Annotated in this window: 21 protein-coding genes and 1 tRNA gene; 14 read left to right on the top strand and 8 right to left on the bottom strand. The window is 56.6% G+C overall.

Annotation, left to right across the window (positions count from 1 at the left end):
* Positions 1-298: 298 nt before the first annotated feature.
* The gene (locus tag P1Y20_RS17630; RefSeq protein WP_304450004.1) at positions 299-628 is read right to left on the bottom strand and encodes an antibiotic biosynthesis monooxygenase family protein; all 330 of its coding nucleotides are present in this window, start codon (positions 626-628) and stop codon (positions 299-301) included.
* A gap of 107 nt (positions 629-735) precedes the next feature.
* Here P1Y20_RS17630 and P1Y20_RS17625 point away from each other — a divergent pair, with 107 nt between their 5' ends.
* From P1Y20_RS17625 to P1Y20_RS17585, 9 genes are all read left to right on the top strand, one after another.
* On the top strand, positions 736-1,071 hold the full coding sequence (locus P1Y20_RS17625; protein ID WP_304450003.1) for a CGCGG family putative rSAM-modified RiPP protein: 336 nt from the start codon (positions 736-738) through the stop codon (positions 1,069-1,071).
* A gap of 15 nt (positions 1,072-1,086) precedes the next feature.
* Entirely contained in the window at positions 1,087-2,097 is a 1,011-nt protein-coding gene (locus tag P1Y20_RS17620) for a hypothetical protein (protein WP_304450002.1), read from the top strand.
* A gap of 115 nt (positions 2,098-2,212) precedes the next feature.
* Entirely contained in the window at positions 2,213-3,334 is a 1,122-nt protein-coding gene (locus tag P1Y20_RS17615) for a DUF2249 domain-containing protein (protein ID WP_273739188.1), read from the top strand.
* A 178-nt stretch (positions 3,335-3,512) separates the two neighbouring features.
* Entirely contained in the window at positions 3,513-3,803 is a 291-nt protein-coding gene (locus P1Y20_RS17610) for a DUF5789 family protein (RefSeq protein WP_273739189.1), read from the top strand.
* 87 nt (positions 3,804-3,890) lie between these two features.
* Positions 3,891-5,810, top strand: a complete 1,920-nt coding sequence (locus P1Y20_RS17605) for a 2-oxoacid:acceptor oxidoreductase subunit alpha (protein WP_304450043.1) — start codon at positions 3,891-3,893, stop codon at positions 5,808-5,810.
* A gap of 5 nt (positions 5,811-5,815) precedes the next feature.
* Entirely contained in the window at positions 5,816-6,751 is a 936-nt protein-coding gene (locus P1Y20_RS17600; RefSeq protein ID WP_273739190.1) for a thiamine pyrophosphate-dependent enzyme, read from the top strand.
* Between the two features lie 97 nt (positions 6,752-6,848).
* Positions 6,849-8,639: a ribosome biogenesis/translation initiation ATPase RLI gene (locus P1Y20_RS17595; RefSeq protein WP_304450001.1), complete on the top strand. Its 1,791-nt coding sequence runs from the start codon at positions 6,849-6,851 to the stop codon at positions 8,637-8,639.
* A gap of 169 nt (positions 8,640-8,808) precedes the next feature.
* The gene (locus P1Y20_RS17590) at positions 8,809-9,045 is read left to right on the top strand and encodes a DUF2249 domain-containing protein (RefSeq protein WP_304450000.1); all 237 of its coding nucleotides are present in this window, start codon (positions 8,809-8,811) and stop codon (positions 9,043-9,045) included.
* A 165-nt stretch (positions 9,046-9,210) separates the two neighbouring features.
* Complete coding sequence (locus P1Y20_RS17585) at positions 9,211-9,456, top strand: ferredoxin (protein ID WP_006667243.1); 246 nt, start codon at positions 9,211-9,213, stop codon at positions 9,454-9,456.
* Positions 9,457-9,821: 365 nt separating this feature from the next.
* Here the strand turns inward: P1Y20_RS17585 and P1Y20_RS17580 are convergent, their stop codons facing one another.
* A complete protein-coding gene (locus P1Y20_RS17580; protein ID WP_304449999.1) occupies positions 9,822-10,922 on the bottom strand; it encodes a hypothetical protein in 1,101 nt (366 codons plus the stop codon).
* Positions 10,923-11,027: 105 nt separating this feature from the next.
* Here P1Y20_RS17580 and P1Y20_RS17575 point away from each other — a divergent pair, with 105 nt between their 5' ends.
* Positions 11,028-11,360 carry a CGCGG family putative rSAM-modified RiPP protein gene (locus P1Y20_RS17575; RefSeq protein ID WP_304449998.1) on the top strand — a complete coding sequence of 111 codons (333 nt, stop codon included), beginning with the start codon at positions 11,028-11,030 and terminating at the stop codon, positions 11,358-11,360.
* Between the two features lie 93 nt (positions 11,361-11,453).
* On the opposite strand, the gene P1Y20_RS17570 is transcribed toward P1Y20_RS17575, so the two are convergent.
* Positions 11,454-11,741, bottom strand: a complete 288-nt coding sequence (locus tag P1Y20_RS17570) for a hypothetical protein (protein WP_304449997.1) — start codon at positions 11,739-11,741, stop codon at positions 11,454-11,456.
* 175 nt (positions 11,742-11,916) lie between these two features.
* On the opposite strand from P1Y20_RS17570, the gene P1Y20_RS17565 reads away from it, so the two are divergent.
* Complete coding sequence (locus P1Y20_RS17565) at positions 11,917-12,219, top strand: cupin domain-containing protein (protein ID WP_304449996.1); 303 nt, start codon at positions 11,917-11,919, stop codon at positions 12,217-12,219.
* 72 nt (positions 12,220-12,291) lie between these two features.
* Positions 12,292-12,741: a universal stress protein gene (locus P1Y20_RS17560; RefSeq protein ID WP_304449995.1), complete on the top strand. Its 450-nt coding sequence runs from the start codon at positions 12,292-12,294 to the stop codon at positions 12,739-12,741.
* A gap of 127 nt (positions 12,742-12,868) precedes the next feature.
* Here the strand turns inward: P1Y20_RS17560 and P1Y20_RS17555 are convergent, their stop codons facing one another.
* A complete protein-coding gene (locus P1Y20_RS17555) occupies positions 12,869-13,342 on the bottom strand; it encodes a redoxin domain-containing protein (protein ID WP_304449994.1) in 474 nt (157 codons plus the stop codon).
* A gap of 119 nt (positions 13,343-13,461) precedes the next feature.
* Positions 13,462-14,637, bottom strand: coding sequence for a tryptophan--tRNA ligase (locus P1Y20_RS17550; protein WP_304449993.1), 1,176 nt, complete (start codon positions 14,635-14,637; stop codon positions 13,462-13,464).
* Between the two features lie 441 nt (positions 14,638-15,078).
* Between P1Y20_RS17550 and P1Y20_RS17545 the strand changes: the two genes are divergently transcribed.
* On the top strand, positions 15,079-15,951 hold the full coding sequence (locus tag P1Y20_RS17545; protein WP_304449992.1) for a succinate dehydrogenase/fumarate reductase iron-sulfur subunit: 873 nt from the start codon (positions 15,079-15,081) through the stop codon (positions 15,949-15,951).
* A 3-nt stretch (positions 15,952-15,954) separates the two neighbouring features.
* Here P1Y20_RS17545 and P1Y20_RS17540 read toward each other — a convergent pair whose 3' ends face one another.
* The 3 genes from P1Y20_RS17540 to P1Y20_RS17530 all read right to left on the bottom strand — a co-directional run bounded on the left by P1Y20_RS17540 (position 15,955) and on the right by P1Y20_RS17530 (position 17,316).
* On the bottom strand, positions 15,955-16,293 hold the full coding sequence (locus P1Y20_RS17540) for a DUF5789 family protein (protein WP_304449991.1): 339 nt from the start codon (positions 16,291-16,293) through the stop codon (positions 15,955-15,957).
* A 75-nt stretch (positions 16,294-16,368) separates the two neighbouring features.
* Positions 16,369-17,091: a hypothetical protein gene (locus P1Y20_RS17535; RefSeq protein WP_006667255.1), complete on the bottom strand. Its 723-nt coding sequence runs from the start codon at positions 17,089-17,091 to the stop codon at positions 16,369-16,371.
* Between the two features lie 150 nt (positions 17,092-17,241).
* Positions 17,242-17,316: transfer RNA gene (locus P1Y20_RS17530), tRNA-Glu, on the bottom strand.
* Between the two features lie 398 nt (positions 17,317-17,714).
* On the opposite strand from P1Y20_RS17530, the gene P1Y20_RS17525 reads away from it, so the two are divergent.
* Positions 17,715-19,730, top strand: a complete 2,016-nt coding sequence (locus P1Y20_RS17525; protein WP_304450042.1) for a copper-translocating P-type ATPase — start codon at positions 17,715-17,717, stop codon at positions 19,728-19,730.
* Positions 19,731-19,772 lie beyond the last annotated feature (42 nt).

Genomic DNA, 19,772 nt, shown 5'->3' with positions numbered 1-19,772 from the left:
GGCCGCCGACCGTCAGGAGGAGACTTTGAACCGTCTTACCAACAAAAAAGCCCACGACCGCACCGAGCAGGACAGAATCGATCCCTCGGACGGCGACGACGGCGAGTGCTCCTATGATTGCGAACCCGACACCGAACGTCCACCCTCGTCTCATCACGTCCATAGGTCGGATGATGTTGTCAAGTCGATCCGACGCGGTGTTGTATCGATCATCGGTTGGAGGGCGAATCCACACTGGAGAACCGTATCGACTAACGGCCGTTTGGGTCCGCGCTCCACAATTGGGGACACGGAACTCTCACTCCCCACTGACGTGTACTGGTGATTCTGTCGTCGATCGATCGACAGCGACCTCGTGAATCTCCACCTTATTCTTGTTCTTGAAGGCCCGTTCCGCGGATGCCTCCTGGTGTGCTGACTCGAAGGCGGTACTTTCTCGCCACGCTTCGTAGTCTTCTCTCGTTTCCCAGAACGTCATGGTGATGTGGCCCTCCGCGTCGACGGGTGCGAGGACGGTCATCCCGCGGAACCCCGGCCTGTCTTCGATTCCGTGACTCGTTCGGAGGCGCTCTTCAAACGTCTCTACCCGCTCGTCCGGAACGGTAACCCGGTTAGAAACGACTATCATTCCTGTGAGATCGTTAGTACCGTCGTCTCCTAAATTCTCGTTCGGATATGTTCGCGCCGAGGACGTTCGTTCGTGAGTTTATGGTTATAGCCGTGGTAGTTTCGACAATGGCCGACACCCGCAGCGATCACGAGAACCACGGGACCGAACCGGTCACCGATCACGTCCACGGGAGCGCGTGGGCAGCAGACCTCGAGCGACCCGAACACGCGGCAGACCGAGAGCTACTGGTCGAGGAGGCAATCACAGCGGTCGAGAATACCGTCGAGGGATCTCTCGTCCAGCTCGTCACTCACGAGGCACACGGACACCCAAAAGAGTATCTCTACGAACCACTCGGGGGAACGTTCGGCGACGCTGTCCGATGGGAGTACGTCTGTCAGTGCAACTGCGGTGGTCACATCGTCCGCGTCGAGTATGAGTGTGCGAACGAACAGCCGTGACTTGACACCCGAAAGATGACGACCACCGTCAGTGACCTTCTGTCCGCTGCCGAGCGGTTGCGGAACGCACTCGCAGACTATGAGTCGTTTCTCAATGGTTGGCGGGGCGCAAGCGAGACACTCTCGAACGACGACCACGCTACACCGGCAGAACGGGACACGACGATGCAAGAAGTAACTCAGGAGTCAGGCGCCGAGATCGCAAACGACGTCCTTGATCGCTACCACGTAGCCAGCGACGCGGTGGCGAGGTACGTTCAGCGAGCCCGAGATCGGAGGCATTCTGACTGGTCCGAAGTCGTCGACGCAACCGAACCGGTGCGGAAGGCGACACTGGCGGTTCATGCAGCCGGGTATGGAACCCACCCTGAGACGGGTGAACGCGACTACCTGCTGCCAGCCGAGCTGTGTCCCGCCCGCCGGCTGTCGATGAACGCCGGTTCGTCGCCAGTCACCTTTGCAGACAGAACCGCCCAGTACCGAGCCGTCGCCAACCGGTTCGGTATCGACGCCGATGTCGTGTACCACCCTGGGTCGGGTCACGATGTGAGCCCATCGGTCGCGTTTCCCGAGGCCGGGGTTACGTACGTCGACGCCGACGTGGCGGCGATGGACGACCTGGCAGCAGCGGGGTATGCGGCCCGTTGGGGCGATGCTACAGATTATTCCGTGGCTGGCGGCGCCGACGTGATCATCCTTCGAAATGCAGGACTCGTCGAGGAGGCAATCGTAGAGCGGAACTTGCGAGCGGGCGGTTGGGTGCTCGCCAATGACCACCTCGAATCCGCTCACCACGTGGCAGGGATGGATCGAATTGAACTCGTGGGGGTCGTTCCGGACGATTGGCCAGGCGTCACACCACGGATCGAGACTACGGATTTAGACTCACCGTACAACGAAAGAGAGGGTAAGGTGGCCGCACAGGCCGGTCCCACCGATCGGACAGGGTCGCCGCTCGATCTCCACGTGTTTCACGAGAGGACCCATCGAGGACACGCCAGATCAAACAATAAAGAGCCACCGTGACGAGCCGTCGGGCTGCTGACCTGAGCCGGAGAACGAACTGTATGGTGGCCGCTGCGAAGTGTCAGTGGAAGTGTTCGCCCCAGTGCCTATCCACCCTGGCCCTAAAGTCGATAGTATGGGTACGGAGATTGACCTGACCGGTGCGTCTCGTGACGCTATTCGAGATCGCCTTTACGAGCAGTTCGACGATGGCGAAGCGGGGGATACGTTTCATCTGATCGCAGATCAGGTGCCCGGCTTCACGTTGCTGCGGTATCAAATCGAACGTAACGTCCAGCTCTCGTGGGACGTGATAAGGGAAGCAGACGAGGTTCGGGTGGCAATCGTGGTGGAGGGTGACCTCGCCGCCGACGCGTTCCCGGACTTCGACGTCCGCGTCATGCCGCCACAGCGACGCCACGAGGTGTTGCTCGAAGGCTTCGACGAACTCGTCCCCGAGGAAGGGTTCGTGCTCGTCAACGACCACGACCCGAAGCCACTGTACCACGAGCTCCAATCGACGCGCGGTGACACCTTCGAGTGGGAATATCTGGACGAAGGGGGACGTGAGTGGCGCGTCGCCATCGAGAAGACCGAGGAGTCGACTGCGCCGGACGACGACATCATCACCCGGTACGACGTTCGTCAGATCCCCAAATCCGAGCGACACCCGTCGATTCACCACCGATACGGGATGATCCCCGAAGGCGAAGCGATGGAGATCGTTGCTCCGCACGAACCCCGGCCGCTGAAACAGGAGTTCCAGCAGCGATATGGCGACGCCTTCGAGTGGCGAATCGTTGAGCAGGAACCGGGGCGCGTCGCCGTCCGAATCACGAAGCGCGCGGACGTCGACGATGAAGACGCCGAGGCGAGCTCCTGTGCCGGCGAGGATGCCCATCACGTACACCACGCCAGCGAGGGGCTCGATGGAGACCAGGAAGCATCGTCCGGAGCTGACGAGGACCTCCCCGTCGAAGTCAGTCAGGAACTCGACGTCAGGGAGTATCCGCCAGCCCGTCGCCACGAGCTGATCTTCCAAGCGTACGACGACCTCGAACGAGGCGAAGCGTTCGTCCTCGTCAACGACCACGATCCAAAGCCGCTCTACCACCAGTTCACCTCTGAGGAAGGGCCAGAATTCCACTGGCAGTACCGTCAGAAGGAACCCGGGGAGTTCCGGGTGCTCGTCGGCAAGGTCGAACCCAAAGATCAGGAGGCGTCGTCGGATCCCGCAGAAGAGGGAACCCCATTCTGAACGGCGTTACCGGTAGCTGGGAACAGGCGGAATTGGTCGCTTGTCCGGACTCAAATCGACGGGGTACCTACCCGATCGTCGAGAACGTAGGTAGTGCGGGTTCAGATCGTGATAATATCTCACACGAATCTTGTCAACAGTGCCCAATCCTTATCGGAGTGGCGGACGAGGATTGCATATGGGACCGATTGAAATTCAGCGTCTGTGTGAGCGAGAGGTCGATTTTCCCATTACGCACGATGCTCTCATCGACGAACTCGGTGAGGCGGAACTGAGGCCTCCTACTGGAGAACCCACAACGGTTGGGACCGTGCTGAAGACCACCAACGAACGAAGCTACGAGTCAGTTGACGACGTGTATCAGACCATCCTCGGGAATCTAGACGAGTCGTTCGTCGGACGCAAGTTCTACGATGACCGGGGCGGGGTCTGGGATTTCGACCACCGAGACCGGACCTATTCGTTCTGATGTCTCGCATAAGCGAGACGAGTATATTCCCGTGATACTACTTACAACCCCGCCATGTATCCCGAATACGATGAGACACCAGACACCATGACAGAAAACGAACTCATTTGGCGACTCGCAGGAGGGTCCGGCGACGGCATCGACTCGACGAGTCAGAACTTCGCGAAAGTACTGATGCGGTCGGGCCTCCACGTATTCACCCATCGTCACTATCCATCACGGATACGTGGTGGCCACACGTACGCTGAGATTCGATCGAAGGCGACGCCAGTACGATCCAGAGGAGACGGATACAACTTTCTCCTGGCGCTGGGCGACTCGTTTGCACGGAGCCCGGACGAGGAGGCCTACTACGGAAACGAGGAAGTCAAGCCCCTCGTAGAAAACCTCGATGACCTCCGTGATGGGGGCATCATCGTCTACGACGAAGGGCTGATCGACATCGACGACGTCGATAGCGTGCTTGAGACGTCACTCGAAGCTCTCGCTGCAGAACACGATTGGCACGTCTATCCGCTCGACCTTCGGGACATCGCGACAGAACACGGTCGTGAGGTGATGCGCAACACGGCGGGCGTCGGTGCAACGGCGGCGCTCATATCGCTGGATCTCGATCCCATCGAAGCGTTGATGTCAGATTCGATGGGCGGCGATGCACTCGAGGCGAATCTGACGATCCTTCAAGCAGCGTACGATCAAGTGCGGGATGAACACGAAATCGACCACGACGTCGTCCTTCCGGAGGGAACGCACGAGGAGGTTCCGGTCCTCCTCTCCGGATCGCACGGCGTCGCGTACGGTGCGCTCGATGCCGGCTGCCGATTCATCTCTGGCTATCCCATGACGCCGTGGACGGAAGTGTTCACGATTCTGTCCCAGCATCTCCCCGAGTACGGTGGTGTTTCCGAACAGGTCGAAGACGAGATTGCCGCTGCCGGGATGGCGATCGGTGCGTCCCACGCAGGTGTAAAGGCGATGTCCGGCTCCTCAGGGGGTGGGTTCGCACTCATGTCCGAGTTACTCGGAACGGCCGAAATGACTGAGACACCGGTCGTCTTCGTCGAGGCCATGCGGGGCGGCCCATCGACCGGAATGCCGACCAAGCCAGAACAGGGCGACCTCGACCACGTTCTGTACTCCAGCCAGGGCGATTCCAACCGAATCGTCTTCGCACCGGGAACAATCGAGGAGTGTTACGAACAGACGCGTCGAGCGTTTGAACTGGCCTACGAGTACCAGCTCCCTGCGATCGTCGTCATCGACCAGAAGCTCTCGGGGGAGTATCGGACAGTCCCGGACAGCGTCTTCACGGAATCAGCTCCTGACCCGGATCCAGGCACAGTTCTCACGGAGGAAGAAATCGAAGACGCCGCACACCACGCGTCCGGATCGTATCTCCGCTTCCAGTACGACGCTGACGATGGCGTCGTACCGCGAACACTTCCCGGCCAGAAAGGTGGCCGATTCCTGACGACCGGAAACGAGCACAACCCTGCGGGCCACATCAGCGAAGATCCCGAAAATCGCCGTCGACAGGTCGACCGACGGAGGGCAAAGCAGGAGGCAATTCGCGAGACACTCGACGAAACGGGGACTCACCAGACCCGATACGGGACAGAAGATGCCCGCTACGGAATCCTGGTGTGGGGAAGTCAACAGAGTACTGTCTTCGAAGCGGTCGATCGACTCAACGAGACTGATTACTCCGTTTCGGCACTAGGGGTAAGCGAAATGATGCCGTTCCCGGAATCTGACGTCGCTGACTTCCTCGAGAGTGTCGAGGAAGCTGTCGTGGTCGAAATGAACTCCGGCGGGCAATTCCGGGGCTTAGTACAGCGCGAACTGGGAGCGTACGGTGATCGGCTGTATAGTCTGCTCAAGTACGACGGCAATCCCTTCGAACCTGCTGAGGTGGTCGACGGTGTCCGTGCCGTCATTACCGACGATCCGAGTGTGGCGCCACCGACGACGCGTCTCGAACCAACGAAAGCAACCAACTCGAGGTAACCACAATGAGTGCATTCAACGCAATCGGTGCAGATCAAGAGGTAGATACAGACGCGTTCACCCCCGGCGTCGAACCGCGGGCGACGTGGTGTCCCGGCTGTGGGGACTTTGCCGTCCTGAAGACGCTAAAGCAAGCGATGGTGGAACGGGGCAAGAACCCCGACGAGGTATTGCTCGTCACGGGTATCGGATGCTCGGGCAAGCTCTCGTCGTATTTCGAGAGTTACGGATTCCACTCGATTCACGGTCGATCACTCCCGGTCGCGCGGGCGGCGACGCTCGCGAACCCCGACCTAGAGGTCGTCGCCGCGGGTGGCGATGGCGACGGCTACGGGATCGGTGGCAATCACTTCACGCACACAGCCCGCGAGAACCACGATATGACCTATATCGTGTTCAACAACGAGATTTTCGGGTTGACCAAAGGACAGACATCGCCGACAAGTCCGAAGGGACACAAATCCAAGACGCAACCATCCGGTTCGGCGAAGAACCCGATCCGGCCACTGGAGTGGGGCCTCAATGCGGGTGCGACGTATATTGCACGGACTGCAGCGGTTAATCCCCGGCAGGCGACGGAAATCCTCGTCGAAGCGATGGATCACGACGGCTTCGCCCACGTCGATTTCCTCACTCAGTGTCCGACGTGGAACAAGGACGCCAAGCAGTACGTGCCCTACATCGACGTTCAGGACTCCGAAGATTTCGAGTTCGACGTCCACGACCGTGACGACGCGGCGCAAATGATGCGAGAAGCCGATACGCGTCTCCACGAGGGAGAAATTCTAACCGGCCGGTTCTTCGTGGAAGAAGGGCGACCGTCCTACAGCGAAGAGAAGCGTCAAACAGGCCAGATGCCCGACGACCCGATCGTCGAACAGTACTTTGACGAAAACGCCGAGTGGAAGCCGTCGTCTGACCTGCTTGATCGGCATCGGTGATCGAGCACCCCAAATTCACCACGTACCACTCGGTTTACCGGGATATTCCCCCGCAACAGTCACCAATGAATACTCGGACTGATGGTTTAAGTAATCCATGACAGGGCCTCAAAGCGGACGGAGGCAAGAATACGTCGCAATCATCGACCAGGATGAGGTCACCGACGAAGTACGAAATATCGCGGTCAAATACGATCCGCTGAATCGGTCTGGACACGAAGGGTTCCACGTCACTGAGAATGGTGAACTTCACATCGACGACGCCAACGTCCTGGCCGAGCACAAACTCATCGAAAAGAAGATCCCTAACGACGCGATCCAAATTATTCCACTTCCGGCGGAAACCGGACAGCTCGTCCACCAGTACGGTGAGAACGGATTCCGGTTGTACAATCTCCCCATCCCGGACGATGGTTCTGTAATCGGCCTTCTCGGCCGCAATGGCATCGGGAAGAGTACTGCGTTGGACATTTTGTCTGGTAGCCAAGTGCCAAATTTTGGCGGGGGCGGTGAAGGGCCAGACTGGAACCGGGCGATTGAATCGTTTCGGGGGACGACCCTGCAGACTCATCTCGAACAACTCCGAGACGAGTCGGTCGTCACCGTTTACAAGGACCAACGGGTCGACTCCCTCCACGAGACCGAGGCTGATACGGTACGCGAACTGCTCGTTTCCCGTTCTGACGATCCGGATCGATTCGTCAATGCACTTGGTCTCCGCTCCATCCTCGATCGGTCGCTGTCTGATCTGTCCGGGGGTGAACGACAGCGAGTTGCTATCGGGGTTACTCTCTCGAGGACGGCGGATCTCTATCTGTTCGACGAACCCTCGTCGTTTTTGGACATCAAACAGCGGTTGTCAGTGGCACGGACGATCCGCAGTCACGTACAGGAAACCGATTCCGCGGCTGTTGTCGTAGAACACGACCTTGCGACGCTCGACCTACTCTCTGATGCGATCCACGTCTTGTACGGTGAACCAGGGGGATTCGGCGTCGTTGCCCAGCGGTCGGCAGTACGGACGGGCATCAACCAGTTTTTGGAGGGAAAATTATCGGAAGAAAACGTCCAAATTCGGCGTCACTCAATCGACTTCCCGTCGGCTGGCTCTCGCGACAGCGGAAACAACGAACCGGCCCTTGTATATCCGCAGCTTGAGAAATCGTTCGCGGACTTTTCGCTCGTCGTCGAACCAGGTCAGATTCACGCCGGGGAATCGGTGGGTATCGTCGGAGAGAACGCGCTGGGTAAAACGACGTTCGTGAAAATGCTTGCTGGGAGTGTAACTCCCGATAGTGGCCGGGTTCCGGAAGATGTCCTCGTATCGTACAAACCCCAGTATATCACGCCGGATAGCGACGTTGCAGTCCGTGAACGCTTTGCATCAGTCACCGATATCCACGCCCAATCATTCAAAACACGAATTCAGAATCCATTCGACCTCGAATCGTTGTATACTCGCTCACTTGACTCGCTTTCGGGCGGGGAGTTACAGCGTGTCGGGATTGCACTATGTCTCGCTCGTGATGCAGATCTCTATCTCCTGGACGAACCCTCAGCGTTCCTCGATGTGGACCGTCGAGTGGTACTCGCTGATCGGATTCACCAATTCAGCAAACGAACGAATCGACCCGTGCTCGTCGTGGATCACAACCTCTTCGTCATCGATCGAGTTGCCGATCGGTTGATCGTTTTCGAGGGTGAGCCGAGCCAGAGTGGCTATGCAGATTCTCCGCAATCAATGCGGGACGGCATGAACGCGTTTCTATCTGCCCTCGAAATCACGTTTCGCCGGGACGGACGAACCGGCAGGCCTCGAGTGAATAAGCCAGGCAGTCAACTCGACCGACAACAAAAATCGAGCGGCGAATACTATTATCAGGACTGATTATCCACTCGAATGGGAGCGGCCGTCAGAATTGGAGGTGCCCTGCTGTCACTCTTCTCATATACGCAATCCCGCGAACACATTTGTATGGATCTCTGATTGGTGATATTCGGACAACGCGAGCATCATCGGCAGAATGATTATCCCACTACAACACGAATCAGAGAATATGGGGGCCGACACCGATGACGACAGAATCCACGAATTTGATTGCCGTGAAACTACTGGAAATCCCTTCGATGAGATACTGACAGCGCTTGACGTTCTTGCCGATGATGAAATGCTTGTACTAATCGCCGACCACGAACCGGAACCACTCTATCCCGTCCTTGAAGAACATGGATACACTCATGAAACATCTCAAGCAACAGACGACGAGTGGCGAGTGACGGTTACTGAAAGATGAAGAGCGATGAGTTGTGAATGACACTTCTATCACGGCTTGGTGATCCCGCGAGATGTATACCCGAGATAACGACCCTCGGTGTACGAGATATTCACCTAACGGAGCGCATTTTGAACTCACTAATGAAACCCACTGGTTACAATTTGACACGAGGTGTGAATAATCATGTATGTTGAATTTGATCGAGACACGTGCACCGGGATATTCAACTGCGTCCATGAATGGGAGAAATTCATCGAAGATCGTGATGCTGGCAAAGCCACACTTGTTGGAAGTGACGAGAGGGAACCAGGATTATACATTCGAGATGTTCCAGACGGAGCAGAATTTGATGCCGAGATGGCTGGTCGCGTGTGCCCCGTTGATGCAATTACCGTCTATGATGAGGAGGGCAACCAACTAGTACCCTGATGAGACAATCAAATCCGCAGTATTTCGACTCCTGTGCCTTGTTGAATCCGGTATAGCAGTCTCTGTTTAAAGGATCGTTCGAGGTTGTAGACCGCGGCAGTGAGCACTAGTTCACGAATATTCGCGGTACCAAGCGCGTAGCGTGACAGCGGACCCGTATCGACGTTTGGTGGTCGAGAAGGCACTCCGTCCATTCAGCGCAGCCCGTAGAGCTCGCTGTCCAACCGTACGTTGTGTGCGTGATCGTCGTGATCGAACAGACGATGAGGAATCAGCGTCCGAACGCGATTAGCGCGGAGTGCGGCCTGTAGCGACTAAGAATGCTTCTGTTCCAATATAGTTCCCTTGGAACGGAGTGATTGTGGTTATCTGATATCCCACCCGATTCCGGCCGGTTTGGCCGGTGGCTCCAGCGGACTCGAGGGATAGGATTTGTCGGCTCGGTAGGTGTGATACGCCGGTGGTGCAAGGTCGTTTGGACCGTTTGGATAGAACAGCGAGGCGAGCGCCTGTGAGTGCGCTCGGCCAGCGTCGAGTTCGAACATTCCACCTCCATAGAGTTCGACATCGTGTTGCAAGCCATATTCGAGAATACGACAGAGTGATTCGAGCGTCCCAGACCGACACGGCTTGATGTTGAGAGCAGTTGGTTCCCACGGGAGGTTCCGGATACTTTCGACACCCGTTATCGGGGCGTCCCAGGAGACTCGGTCAGCATATTCGTCGAGCACAGATCGTGTCGTATCCGTGACGGCCGGGTCTTCGATGAGTGCATCCGGGAACGTCTCGAACAACTGCCGGTAGAGGTCCGGATCAGTGGGAGCCCCGACGTCCGAACCGTACTGTCCTTTCAGGTCCAGAATTCGAACCGCACCAGTATCCGAGAGGGCCGAGAGTAACTCGTCGCTCGGCGTGTCGGGGACATCGGTCTTGAATTCGATATCCGAATCCGCGTCGAGGAACCGGTTTACGGGGCGGATGTGTGGTGGATCCCCGAGCTGTAGACTGACGACGAATGCCATCGGTTCGTACGTACGGTCAAGTACCGATGCCAGCGTTTGCCCCGACTGTTTGAGTGCCAGATCGAGAACTGCACTCTCGATCGCCCAACGCAAATACTCGGGAGCGTCTCTGGACGCAGTCTGTGTCAAGAGATTCGAATCGGCATCGAGAGCGTCCGAAAACGTTCCGACCGTCCAGTCACCGGTCGGGAGCGCTAGTCCGTCCTCGCGAAGTCGATTGTGCGCCTCCCTGGAGCGGGTCACGTCTTCTCCGAATCCAGTTACGCCTTCGCCGCGAACACGAATGATTGTTCGTTCGAACGTCCGGTGTTCCGTCTCGATACGCTTTTCCTCGAACGAAACCGCTTCAACCGTGACCGGTACCGATTTGATATCTCTATAGAAGTCGGGGAGGCCACTGTGTATCGCGTCCTCCCAATCCCCTCCGGGTTTGTGGTCGTCCATACGTTCAGTGCGTGCTCTGTGCTGAAATACCCCAGACGACTTTCCACCCAAAAGGGGAGAGACACCACCAAACCCCTTATCCGAATAGCAGACCAATATCAGAGGATGGCAAGTCACTCCCACGATCACGGCGACGACCACGCACACGGTGAGACTGAACCTGTCACCGACCGAAACCACGATAATTCCTGGTCCGCCAACCTCGAGAAGCCACAGTACGAAGACGACCTCTCGCTACTCAAGCGTCACGGAATCGAGGCGGTCGAGCACACGACCAGCGGTCACCACGTGAATCTCGTCACGCACCAGGCACACGGCCATCCCGAGGGGTTCCTCTACGATGCGCTTGATGATCGGTTTGGAGATGAGGACGTCCAGTGGGAATATATCGAGCAGTGCGGCTGCGGTGGTCATGTCGTCCGCGTTCACGTTAACTGATCGGCGCGAATCAGAGACTACCCTCAGGATTGGGAAAAGCTCCTCTCGACCGATTACACGCACAGCACTTTGGACTGAGCTGTCAGCCAGCTACTACTCGTCGTCAGCTAATTCTGTCCGGACGTAGTATGGCCCCTCCCAGTTTTGGACCCACTCTGGAGCCGCAGGGTGAGATTGCAACTGATTTGCTTCGTACGACTCGTCTGGGAATATCGTTCCCTCTTCATCGGTTCCGTCTTCCCACGGCACTTCGAACGTTACTGAATCCCGGTTTTCGGCGGGATTCAGTTGTTTGTCTGCCCCATCGTCTAGATGGTACGGTCCGTCGACCCATTCTTGCGGATTGAATGTGACAACTATGTTGGATTTTCCGTTTGTCATAGTATTGCTGTCCGGTGCGTATTCGAAACTACTCGTGGAAGGCGAAAAAGCATAGGAGCGAATCCCACTTTTGAGCCCGAGAAAAGCCAATATTCCTACTGGGCGGTGGCTGTCACAGCAAGTAATAGAGCCATAGTTCGATGCACATAGGGCTGTTCAGTCCCATAATGGATTCATGGCACCGGTGAAATCAATTGAGGACTGTAAAGGTGTACCGCACGCTAACGTGTTCCCGGCCGAAGAGCCGAAAACAATCCGATTATCCCTGGACGAAGGCGAAAGCGTTGGTGCACACAGTCATCCTGAAAGGCAGGTTATTCTATATTTGATCTCAGGTGAGATCGATCTGCAACTCGATGGGGAGTCTCATATCATACAGTCAGGAGATATCGTCCAGTTCGACGGGATGCGTGAAGTAGCGCCAGCAGCAAAGACCGATAGTACTGCATTGATCGTTCTCGCCAAAAAGAGCGACTAACAGCGTCTCGTTCCAACGCGTCGGCTCACTGCGATGACTACCCTTATTGGCTAGCCGAGCGAACGTTGCTCTATGTACGACCAGATACTACTCGCTACAGATGGCACGATTGCGTCGAAGAACGCGGAATCTCATGCAATCGAACTCGCCGAGACGCACGACGCTATTCTTCATACGCTCTTCGTCGTCGATGAGAGCATCTATACGGCATACAGTGGGGACGAGTACGTCGACGAGGCAGAGGGGCCCGAGCATGGGCTCGAAGAACGCGGGCAGGAAGCCATTGAGGAGGTCCGGAGTAGTGCGGAAGACAGTGAGGTCGAGATGATCGCGGCAGTGAAACACGGACATCCCGTCGAAACGATACTCGAGTATGGGGATCGACAGGATATCGATATGGTCGTCCTCGGGACGAAACACCGGCCAGCGGAATACCGCGCGCTACTCGGAAGTGTAACCGAACGCGTGCTTCGGCTAACCACCCGACCGACAGTCGTCGTGAAAACAGAAGTCGATGAATAAACGAATTCTATATATAATTTGATAGAAATACAATTCCTGAGTCTTGGGAGGATATCATAGAAGCAATCTACTCACAGTGATTACTCAGCTCAAAGCGTGTCGTTCAAACTGACGGAGCCGCTGTTTGTCAGACGGCCTCGACGGCCTCGATGAGTTCATCGTAGTCTGGTTCGTTCGTCGGATCTTCAGCTACCCACCTGTAGGTCACAGTCCGATCTTCGTCAAGGACGATCACAGCCCGGTTGGCGACACCGTACAGGCCTAAGTCCGGGATGTCGATAGAGAGGTCGTATTCCGGAATCGCTTCGCCCCCCATATCACTGACGAGGTCGAACTCGAGATCGTACTCGTCTGCGAACGCACCGAGGGAGAATGATGAATCGGCGCTGATGCCGAAGAGTGTCGCTCCCGCATCTTGAAGCTCATCGAGACGCTCTTGGAGGGCTACCATCTCGTTCGAACACGGAGGTGTAAACGCCCCGGGGAAGAACGCTAATACGGTAGGACCCTCTCCAAGATGCTCGACAAGTTCGAACGTCTCGTGTTCGCTTCCTCGGTACGTCGCTGTGAAATTCGGCGCAGTATCTCCTGTTGAAACCATAGCAGATCTATTTAAATGCGGAAGCGCCCTAAACCCTTGGCCGAACGGTTTCAAGAAATCAAACCGAACCCATATCCAAACCCCAGATTGTGCGCCATAAGAGCAATGATACAGCCTTTCTAAAACAGCTCCTCATCTAGAAATCCGACTCGTTGGCGAGCCCGCTTTCGCTCAGCATCGGTCAATCTGTACGCTGGTAACTCATCCACGAGTGACCCCAACTGCCTTCGTCGTTCTTGGTGACGTTCGAGAAAATCAGCTATGTTCTCTGCCGCGATATCTTTGAGTTCACCACTCAACAGCGATCCATCACGATATTCCTGGGCAAGTCGTTCCAGCCGTTCGTCGTCCGCTTCGAAGAAATACGAAAGAAACTGGAACGACGTGTCTCTCTCGGGATCTCCACCCAGGTCTCTGTGCTCGTCAATGGTCGATTGACCACCGGAATACGCGTGGGCCCGAATCTTCTCGAACACGGCCTCTCTGTCGTCGGAGAGGAGAATACTGGGCGCGTCGTCCGAAGAGCTCATCTTGCCTGGCCCTGCGAGGCTCGGAAGGAATTTCGAGAGCAACGCGCTCGGTTTATCGACGTCGTATCGCTGTTTGTCCGCAATGTCCCGACAGATGCGGATATGGGGGTCTTGATCGATTGCGATCGGGACGAGCGTCGGATGACGGCCCTCGATGAGTTGCGGCAAGAGGAGGTGTGTCGCCTGCACTGCGGGATAGAATGACAGACCAATATTCGCAGGTTCTCCGTACGTTGCCTCGATAGTCGATTGGGTCACCGCTTTTGCAAATGCGGTTGCGAGGGGATACACCACGTCTCCATCCGCTGTATCCACGATGATACGCGTCCTATCTGGATCAAATCCTACTGCGAGCAGATCGAGTAAGTTCTCACGAGTGTGAGCGCCGATTACTTCGAGAGACATCTCTTTGAGGAAGTATTTCTCGTCGTCGGACACTGGAATGTAGACGAGAGCGTTTGTCTGCTCTTGTAGGTACTTGGCGAAGTAGAACGGGAGGACGTGACCGATATGCATCGGCCCTGATGGGCCACGACCCGTAACAATAGAGTGTGGTTGCCCTGCGTTAACAGCGGAGAGGAACCTGTCTATGTCACGTTCTGCGTAGAACACCCTTCGATGAACAAGCGGATGGGGTGGGTCGGGGAAGGCTGTGATCTGGTCGTCCGAGAGCGGGTCAGCCCCGAACTGTTCGAGGAGTTTCTCGTAGTCGATCTCTCCGTCGACGCTGTAGGGCGTGACGGTGAACTCGTTTTCTGCTGTCATTTGTGGGCGTGCGTTTGGAGGTCATGATGACGGCGATACAATCGAGAATGCGAGTGAGCATCGTGGTTGGGTCAGTCGGGTGAGACCGACTGACCGTACTCCGCGATACTGTCCACTTCCGGACCCTAACTACCGCCAGCGCCGTACGTCCGTTTCACGGAAAGTGGACACTACGTCTAGTGAAAGGTATGGAGCGGGTATATCTGTTGCTGCTTTTCTCAACCCCAGGAATACGAAGTGCCGGCGTGCTGTTACTTCGATTTCTGATAAACTCGGCGACTCAGCAGAGATTCAACGTTCCGGGTTCCGATGCATATGATTGGTCTATGAGGCAGTTTCGTGTGCGTCTTCGGGGACAGCTATTTCGGTGGTCTCCCCGTTACCTTCTCACATGGAACTCCGCTACCCTCCTGAGCGAATTTCAGTACTATACCCACAAATATGAGCTCCCAACAAACACCCTCAGAGGCAAAAGAGAAATCCGACACTGACTCTACACCACAGCAGCAGCGTCTCGATAAGAAACAGGAACGAGCAAAAGAGCAGGAGGCACAAGCGGCCGCTGAAGCACAGTCTTCCGCCGATGAGGAGACAACGCTCCTGAAGGTCTTCCGGTACGATCCTGAAGTCGAAGCCAAGCAAGAACCCCGATTCGATGACTTCCACGTTCCCTACGAAAAGGGGATGACTGTCTTGGATGCACTCATCTACGCTCGTGACCACTTCGACTCGAGTCTCACATTCCGTCACTCGTGCCAAATGGCGGTGTGTGGAAGTGACGGCCTATTCATCAACGGCAGCCAGCGACTCGGCTGCCAAACGCAAATTTCCGATCTCAACGATCCAGTCCGTGTTGAGCCGCTCCCGCATGAACCAGTGATCAAGGACCTGGTAGTGGATATGGATCACTTCTTCGAACGGATGGAATCCGTCGAACCATATTTCCAGCCTGACGAGCTTCCTGATGGGGAACTCGAAGAACAGCGCCAATCTCCCCAGAATCGTGAGAAGATCAAGATGGCCTCGCGTTGCATCCAATGTGGCTGTTGTACGTCGTCGTGTAATCCCTCACAGTTCGACGACGAGTACATCGGTCCTGCAGCCATCGTCAAGGGATACCGGTTCTACATGGATGAACGCGAAGGGGAGGCTGCACAGGAACGTCGACTGGAACTACTCGACAAAGAACATGGGGTCTGGCAGTGTCATACGCAGTTCTCGTGTACGACCGTCTGCCCGAAGGATATCCCAATCACCGAGGAGATCCAAGAGATGAAACGCGAATCCGTCAAACAGAACCTGAAATTTTGGTAGCCGTCAGAAGGAGACGTTCCGTTCGTCGCGCGGGTAGTCCCCAGTCACCTCTTCGACGTTGCTGCCACGATCGTCGTAGTACTTTCGTCCGATGTAACTATCGTCGAGACTACCATAGATCGACGCGAAGAGGTCTTCAAGAGTTTCGTACGGGTTGTCGTTGTCCCGTTCCAGCATCGCACTAATAGACTCCGAGTCATCGTCGTCGGGAGCATCAACCGTTACGTCTCCGGCACGTTCGATGACCCCCGCTCGGTCAACCGGAAACTCGAATTCCTCGTTCAGATAGCCGCGTAAGCGTGGGGGTCTCATTGTAGTTGATGTGTTATCGGGGGTATCCACCGGTCGAATGGTGAATGGGGTCGGTCAAAACTCCTTCAATGAGTGTTTCGGGCGCTCACGGGAAAAGTGTGCTCCTCAATTCGTTCCCAAGCGGTGTTCGCGCTCGATATCCTGCAGCTGGGGGATTAGTTCAGAATCCCGTGCGACGTGGATGATATAGCGGGGGACGTCCTGTGTCGTCCGGGCCATAAACGGTTCGCCCCAGAAACTCAACAGCGCGTCCGTCTGCTCGTTTTCAGTCCCGCGAAGAATGAACGAGACGTTTTCATCGAGGTCGCGCCAGACAGGTTCCCGTACCGACTCGGCGCCTGTACATTCCTGTACTTTCGGTTTGACCTGTGTCTTCCAGCGCTCTCGTTCACTCTCATCAAGGACGAACTGAATTGAGGAAACCTCTGGATTTTCAATCGGTGGACGAAGCAACGCGTCGAACAAATCCTGGGGGATGAACATCAGCAGGCAGACGTTGAACCAGATCATTTCACCACGGGCACCTTGACCAAACTGGGTACTCCGCGGTCTGAGTTGTGCTGGACCGATGAGTTCGAGGTCGGGAGTATCTATACTAGCTCGGATTTCTTCGACGGTGCGTTCGGTGTGAGCGACGGACTCGGAGAGGGTCTCCGTTTCTGATTCGCGTCGAAGATGGCTGATGAACAAGAACGCCATGAGAACGAGCGTAATCTGAAGAAGTACGGATTCGTCTACGATGTGCAAGAAATGGAGTACGAGCGCGAGAACAGCCGCTAGGATGCCCGCGACAGCTTCCCATTCAATCTCCTTGATTTGCCATCTCATATCGACTGTCTCCCTGACACAGGATTCTGGCTATAGGCACATTACTCTGTGCAGTCAAGTAGCGAGGTTCACAGGAGGCGTTCGTGGTTGAACCCAGACGGCCTGTCCACACAGAATGGAACTTCCTCAACCTCCTTGCTCTGAGTTTGATGCTCCGTCGAGGATTTGAACCTCGGTCCTCGACGTGAGATGCCGAGATGATTGGCCGAGCTACACCAACGGAGCAGGCTTACTTCGATGCCGGATTCTGTTAAACCTATCCACCGGACACGCCGGAGGTGGGTGTCTGTCCTCTACAGATAAATCAATGGTTTGTGAGCTTGCACTATCCTTCTGTAGGTTCGGAGCATCTCGAGACGCGAAATAATTCGAAATGAGATACAGATCGACCACCCTGTTGAAGCGTATACAGACGCAAATTGTCGATAATGGACGAACGGCCAAGAAATTCGGACGGCGATTCGGACCATCATCGTCATCAAGAGGACCAAGGCAAACACGATAGCTCTCACATCGGGGCAGGGTCAGAACAAGCGCTACTCGAAGACGAGGCAGGTCCGCAACATCACCACGAAGAGGAGGAACACGGCGATCACGGGAGTGGTCATGACGGCCATGGCGGGATGCACGAGGGCCACGAACAGATGTTCCGCCGACGCTTCTTCGTCTCGACGATCCTCTCGATTCCCGTTCTTCTCTATAGCGAAACGCTGCAGGAGTGGCTTGGCTTCTCCGTCCCAATGTTTCCGGGTAGCGAGTGGATTGCTCCGGCATTCTCCATCGTCGTCTTCGCGTACGGTGGAATCCCGTTCCTCCAGATGGCGGTGCCGGAACTGAAAGACCGAGCACCGGGGATGATGACGCTCATCTCGATGGGGATTACTGTCGCGTTTGTCTACAGCCTCGCGAGTGTAGTCTTCCCAACGGAGTCTGCGTTCTTCTGGGAGCTCGTCACGCTCATCGACATTATGCTGCTTGGGCACTGGATCGAGATGCGGTCGGTTCGGCGTGCATCGAGCGCCGTCGACGAGTTGGCGAGACTAATGCCCGATACCGCCGAACGAATCACCGACGACGGTAATACCGAAGACGTCCCCGTGGACGAACTCTCCGAGGGCGACCTGGTGCTCGTCCGGCCGGGCGCGAGCGTCCCCGCCGACGGCGTCGTCGAGAAGGGCGATTCGGACGTCGAGGAATCGATGATAACGGGTGAGTCGAAACCGGTTTCGAAAGAACCTGGCGACGAGGTCATCGGCGGTACCATCAACGGCGACGGCAGCCTCCGCGTGCGCGTCGGTGCGACAGGCGAGGAGACAACGCTCGCGGGCATCATGCGACTGGTTGAGGAAGCCCAGCAAAGCAAATCCAAGACACAGGTGTTGGCTGACAGAGCGGCTGGATGGCTGTTTTACGTCGCACTCGGGACAGCAGTCGTGACGGCACTCGCGTGGACAGTCGCAGTCTCGTTCGATGCGACCGTGATCGAGCGGGTCGTCACGGTACTCGTCATCGCCTGCCCACACGCCCTCGGACTTGCCATCCCGTTGGTCGTCGCGATCAATACGTCACTCGCGGCCCGCAACGGGATGCTCGTCCGCGATCGGATCGCGATGGAGGACGCTCGGAATCTGGACGCCATCATCTTTGACAAGACAGGGACGCTCACCGAGGGCGAGCATGGCGTCGTCGATATGGTGACCGACGATGGCGTCGACGAGGACGACGCCCTCGCCTTGGCGGCGGCCGTCGAGAGCGACTCCGAGCATATGATCGCGCGAGCCATCCGCGAGGCAGCCGACGAGCGTGGTCTTAGCGCATCTGATGCGACTGACTTCGAGGCGATTAAAGGCCGAGGTGTCCGCGCGAGCGTCGACGGAAATGAGGTGTACGTCGGTGGGCCGAACCTGTTAACCCAACTCGATAGCGATATTCCAGGCAACCTCCAACGATTCGCTGACGAGGCCGGTCAGAACACCCAGACCGTAGTGTATCTCGTTCGTGAAGGGGAGTTGATAGCAGCATTCGCGATGGCTGACGTGATCCGCGAGGAGAGTTATCGAGTCGTCGACGCGCTGCACGACCTCGGGATCGAGGTGGCGATGCTGACTGGTGATTCCCGAGATGTCGCAACCGCCGTCGCCGACGAATTGGGCATCGACACGGTGTTCGCGGAAGTCCTCCCAGAGGACAAGGACAAGAAAGTCCGAGAACTTCAAGCGCAGGACAAGCTCGTGGGCATGGTCGGCGACGGCGTGAACGACGCGCCGGCGTTGACGCGGGCCGATATCGGGATCGCTATCGGGAGCGGCACGGACGTTGCCGTCCAGTCGGCGGACGTCATCCTCGTCCAGAACAACCCGATGGACGTGGTCCGACTCGTGAAACTCAGCAAGGCGAGCTATCGGAAGATGCAGGAGAACATCGTTTGGGCGGCCGGGTACAACGTCTTCGCACTCCCGCTTGCAGCGGGCGTCCTTGCCCCGATCGGAGTTCTGCTATCACCGGCTGTCGGTGCGCTCCTGATGTCACTAAGTACAGTCATCGTCGCCATCAACGCCCAACTGCTTCGGCGCGTGGATCTGTCCATCCCCGAGCTTCCAAGCGGGACACCATCGATTGACGCACAACCTGCAGACTGAAACGCTCCGGATTGCTCCGAAGGGCTTCTTTCAATTGAGTCC

Origin of the sequence: Halomarina ordinaria, from assembly GCF_030553305.1 — an archaeon.
In the GTDB taxonomy this organism is placed as follows: Archaea; Halobacteriota; Halobacteria; order Halobacteriales; family Haloarculaceae; genus Halomarina; species Halomarina ordinaria.
The sequence above is the reverse complement of the archived record's forward strand: the minus strand, read 5'-3'. Positions and strand labels throughout refer to the sequence as shown.

Bases quoted from the DNA above. Each gene is read 5' to 3' on its own strand.
- P1Y20_RS17595 (WP_304450001.1), top strand. From the start codon at position 6,849: ATGACAGGGCCTCAAAGCGGACGGAGGCAAGAATACGTCGCAATCATC.
- P1Y20_RS17560 (WP_304449995.1), top strand. From the start codon at position 12,292: ATGTACGACCAGATACTACTCGCTACAGATGGCACGATTGCGTCGAAG.
- P1Y20_RS17580 (WP_304449999.1), bottom strand. From the start codon at position 10,922: ATGGACGACCACAAACCCGGAGGGGATTGGGAGGACGCGATACACAGT.
- P1Y20_RS17575 (WP_304449998.1), top strand. From the start codon at position 11,028: ATGGCAAGTCACTCCCACGATCACGGCGACGACCACGCACACGGTGAG.
- P1Y20_RS17545 (WP_304449992.1), top strand. From the start codon at position 15,079: ATGAGCTCCCAACAAACACCCTCAGAGGCAAAAGAGAAATCCGACACT.
- P1Y20_RS17555 (WP_304449994.1), bottom strand. From the start codon at position 13,342: ATGGTTTCAACAGGAGATACTGCGCCGAATTTCACAGCGACGTACCGA.
- P1Y20_RS17585 (WP_006667243.1), top strand. From the start codon at position 9,211: ATGTATGTTGAATTTGATCGAGACACGTGCACCGGGATATTCAACTGC.
- P1Y20_RS17525 (WP_304450042.1), top strand. From the start codon at position 17,715: ATGCACGAGGGCCACGAACAGATGTTCCGCCGACGCTTCTTCGTCTCG.
- P1Y20_RS17590 (WP_304450000.1), top strand. From the start codon at position 8,809: ATGGGGGCCGACACCGATGACGACAGAATCCACGAATTTGATTGCCGT.
- P1Y20_RS17600 (WP_273739190.1), top strand. From the start codon at position 5,816: ATGAGTGCATTCAACGCAATCGGTGCAGATCAAGAGGTAGATACAGAC.
- P1Y20_RS17630 (WP_304450004.1), bottom strand. From the start codon at position 628: ATGATAGTCGTTTCTAACCGGGTTACCGTTCCGGACGAGCGGGTAGAG.
- P1Y20_RS17610 (WP_273739189.1), top strand. From the start codon at position 3,513: ATGGGACCGATTGAAATTCAGCGTCTGTGTGAGCGAGAGGTCGATTTT.
- P1Y20_RS17535 (WP_006667255.1), bottom strand. From the start codon at position 17,091: ATGAGATGGCAAATCAAGGAGATTGAATGGGAAGCTGTCGCGGGCATC.
- P1Y20_RS17620 (WP_304450002.1), top strand. From the start codon at position 1,087: ATGACGACCACCGTCAGTGACCTTCTGTCCGCTGCCGAGCGGTTGCGG.
- P1Y20_RS17570 (WP_304449997.1), bottom strand. From the start codon at position 11,741: ATGACAAACGGAAAATCCAACATAGTTGTCACATTCAATCCGCAAGAA.
- P1Y20_RS17625 (WP_304450003.1), top strand. From the start codon at position 736: ATGGCCGACACCCGCAGCGATCACGAGAACCACGGGACCGAACCGGTC.
- P1Y20_RS17550 (WP_304449993.1), bottom strand. From the start codon at position 14,637: ATGACAGCAGAAAACGAGTTCACCGTCACGCCCTACAGCGTCGACGGA.
- P1Y20_RS17615 (WP_273739188.1), top strand. From the start codon at position 2,213: ATGGGTACGGAGATTGACCTGACCGGTGCGTCTCGTGACGCTATTCGA.
- P1Y20_RS17605 (WP_304450043.1), top strand. From the start codon at position 3,891: ATGACAGAAAACGAACTCATTTGGCGACTCGCAGGAGGGTCCGGCGAC.
- P1Y20_RS17565 (WP_304449996.1), top strand. From the start codon at position 11,917: ATGGCACCGGTGAAATCAATTGAGGACTGTAAAGGTGTACCGCACGCT.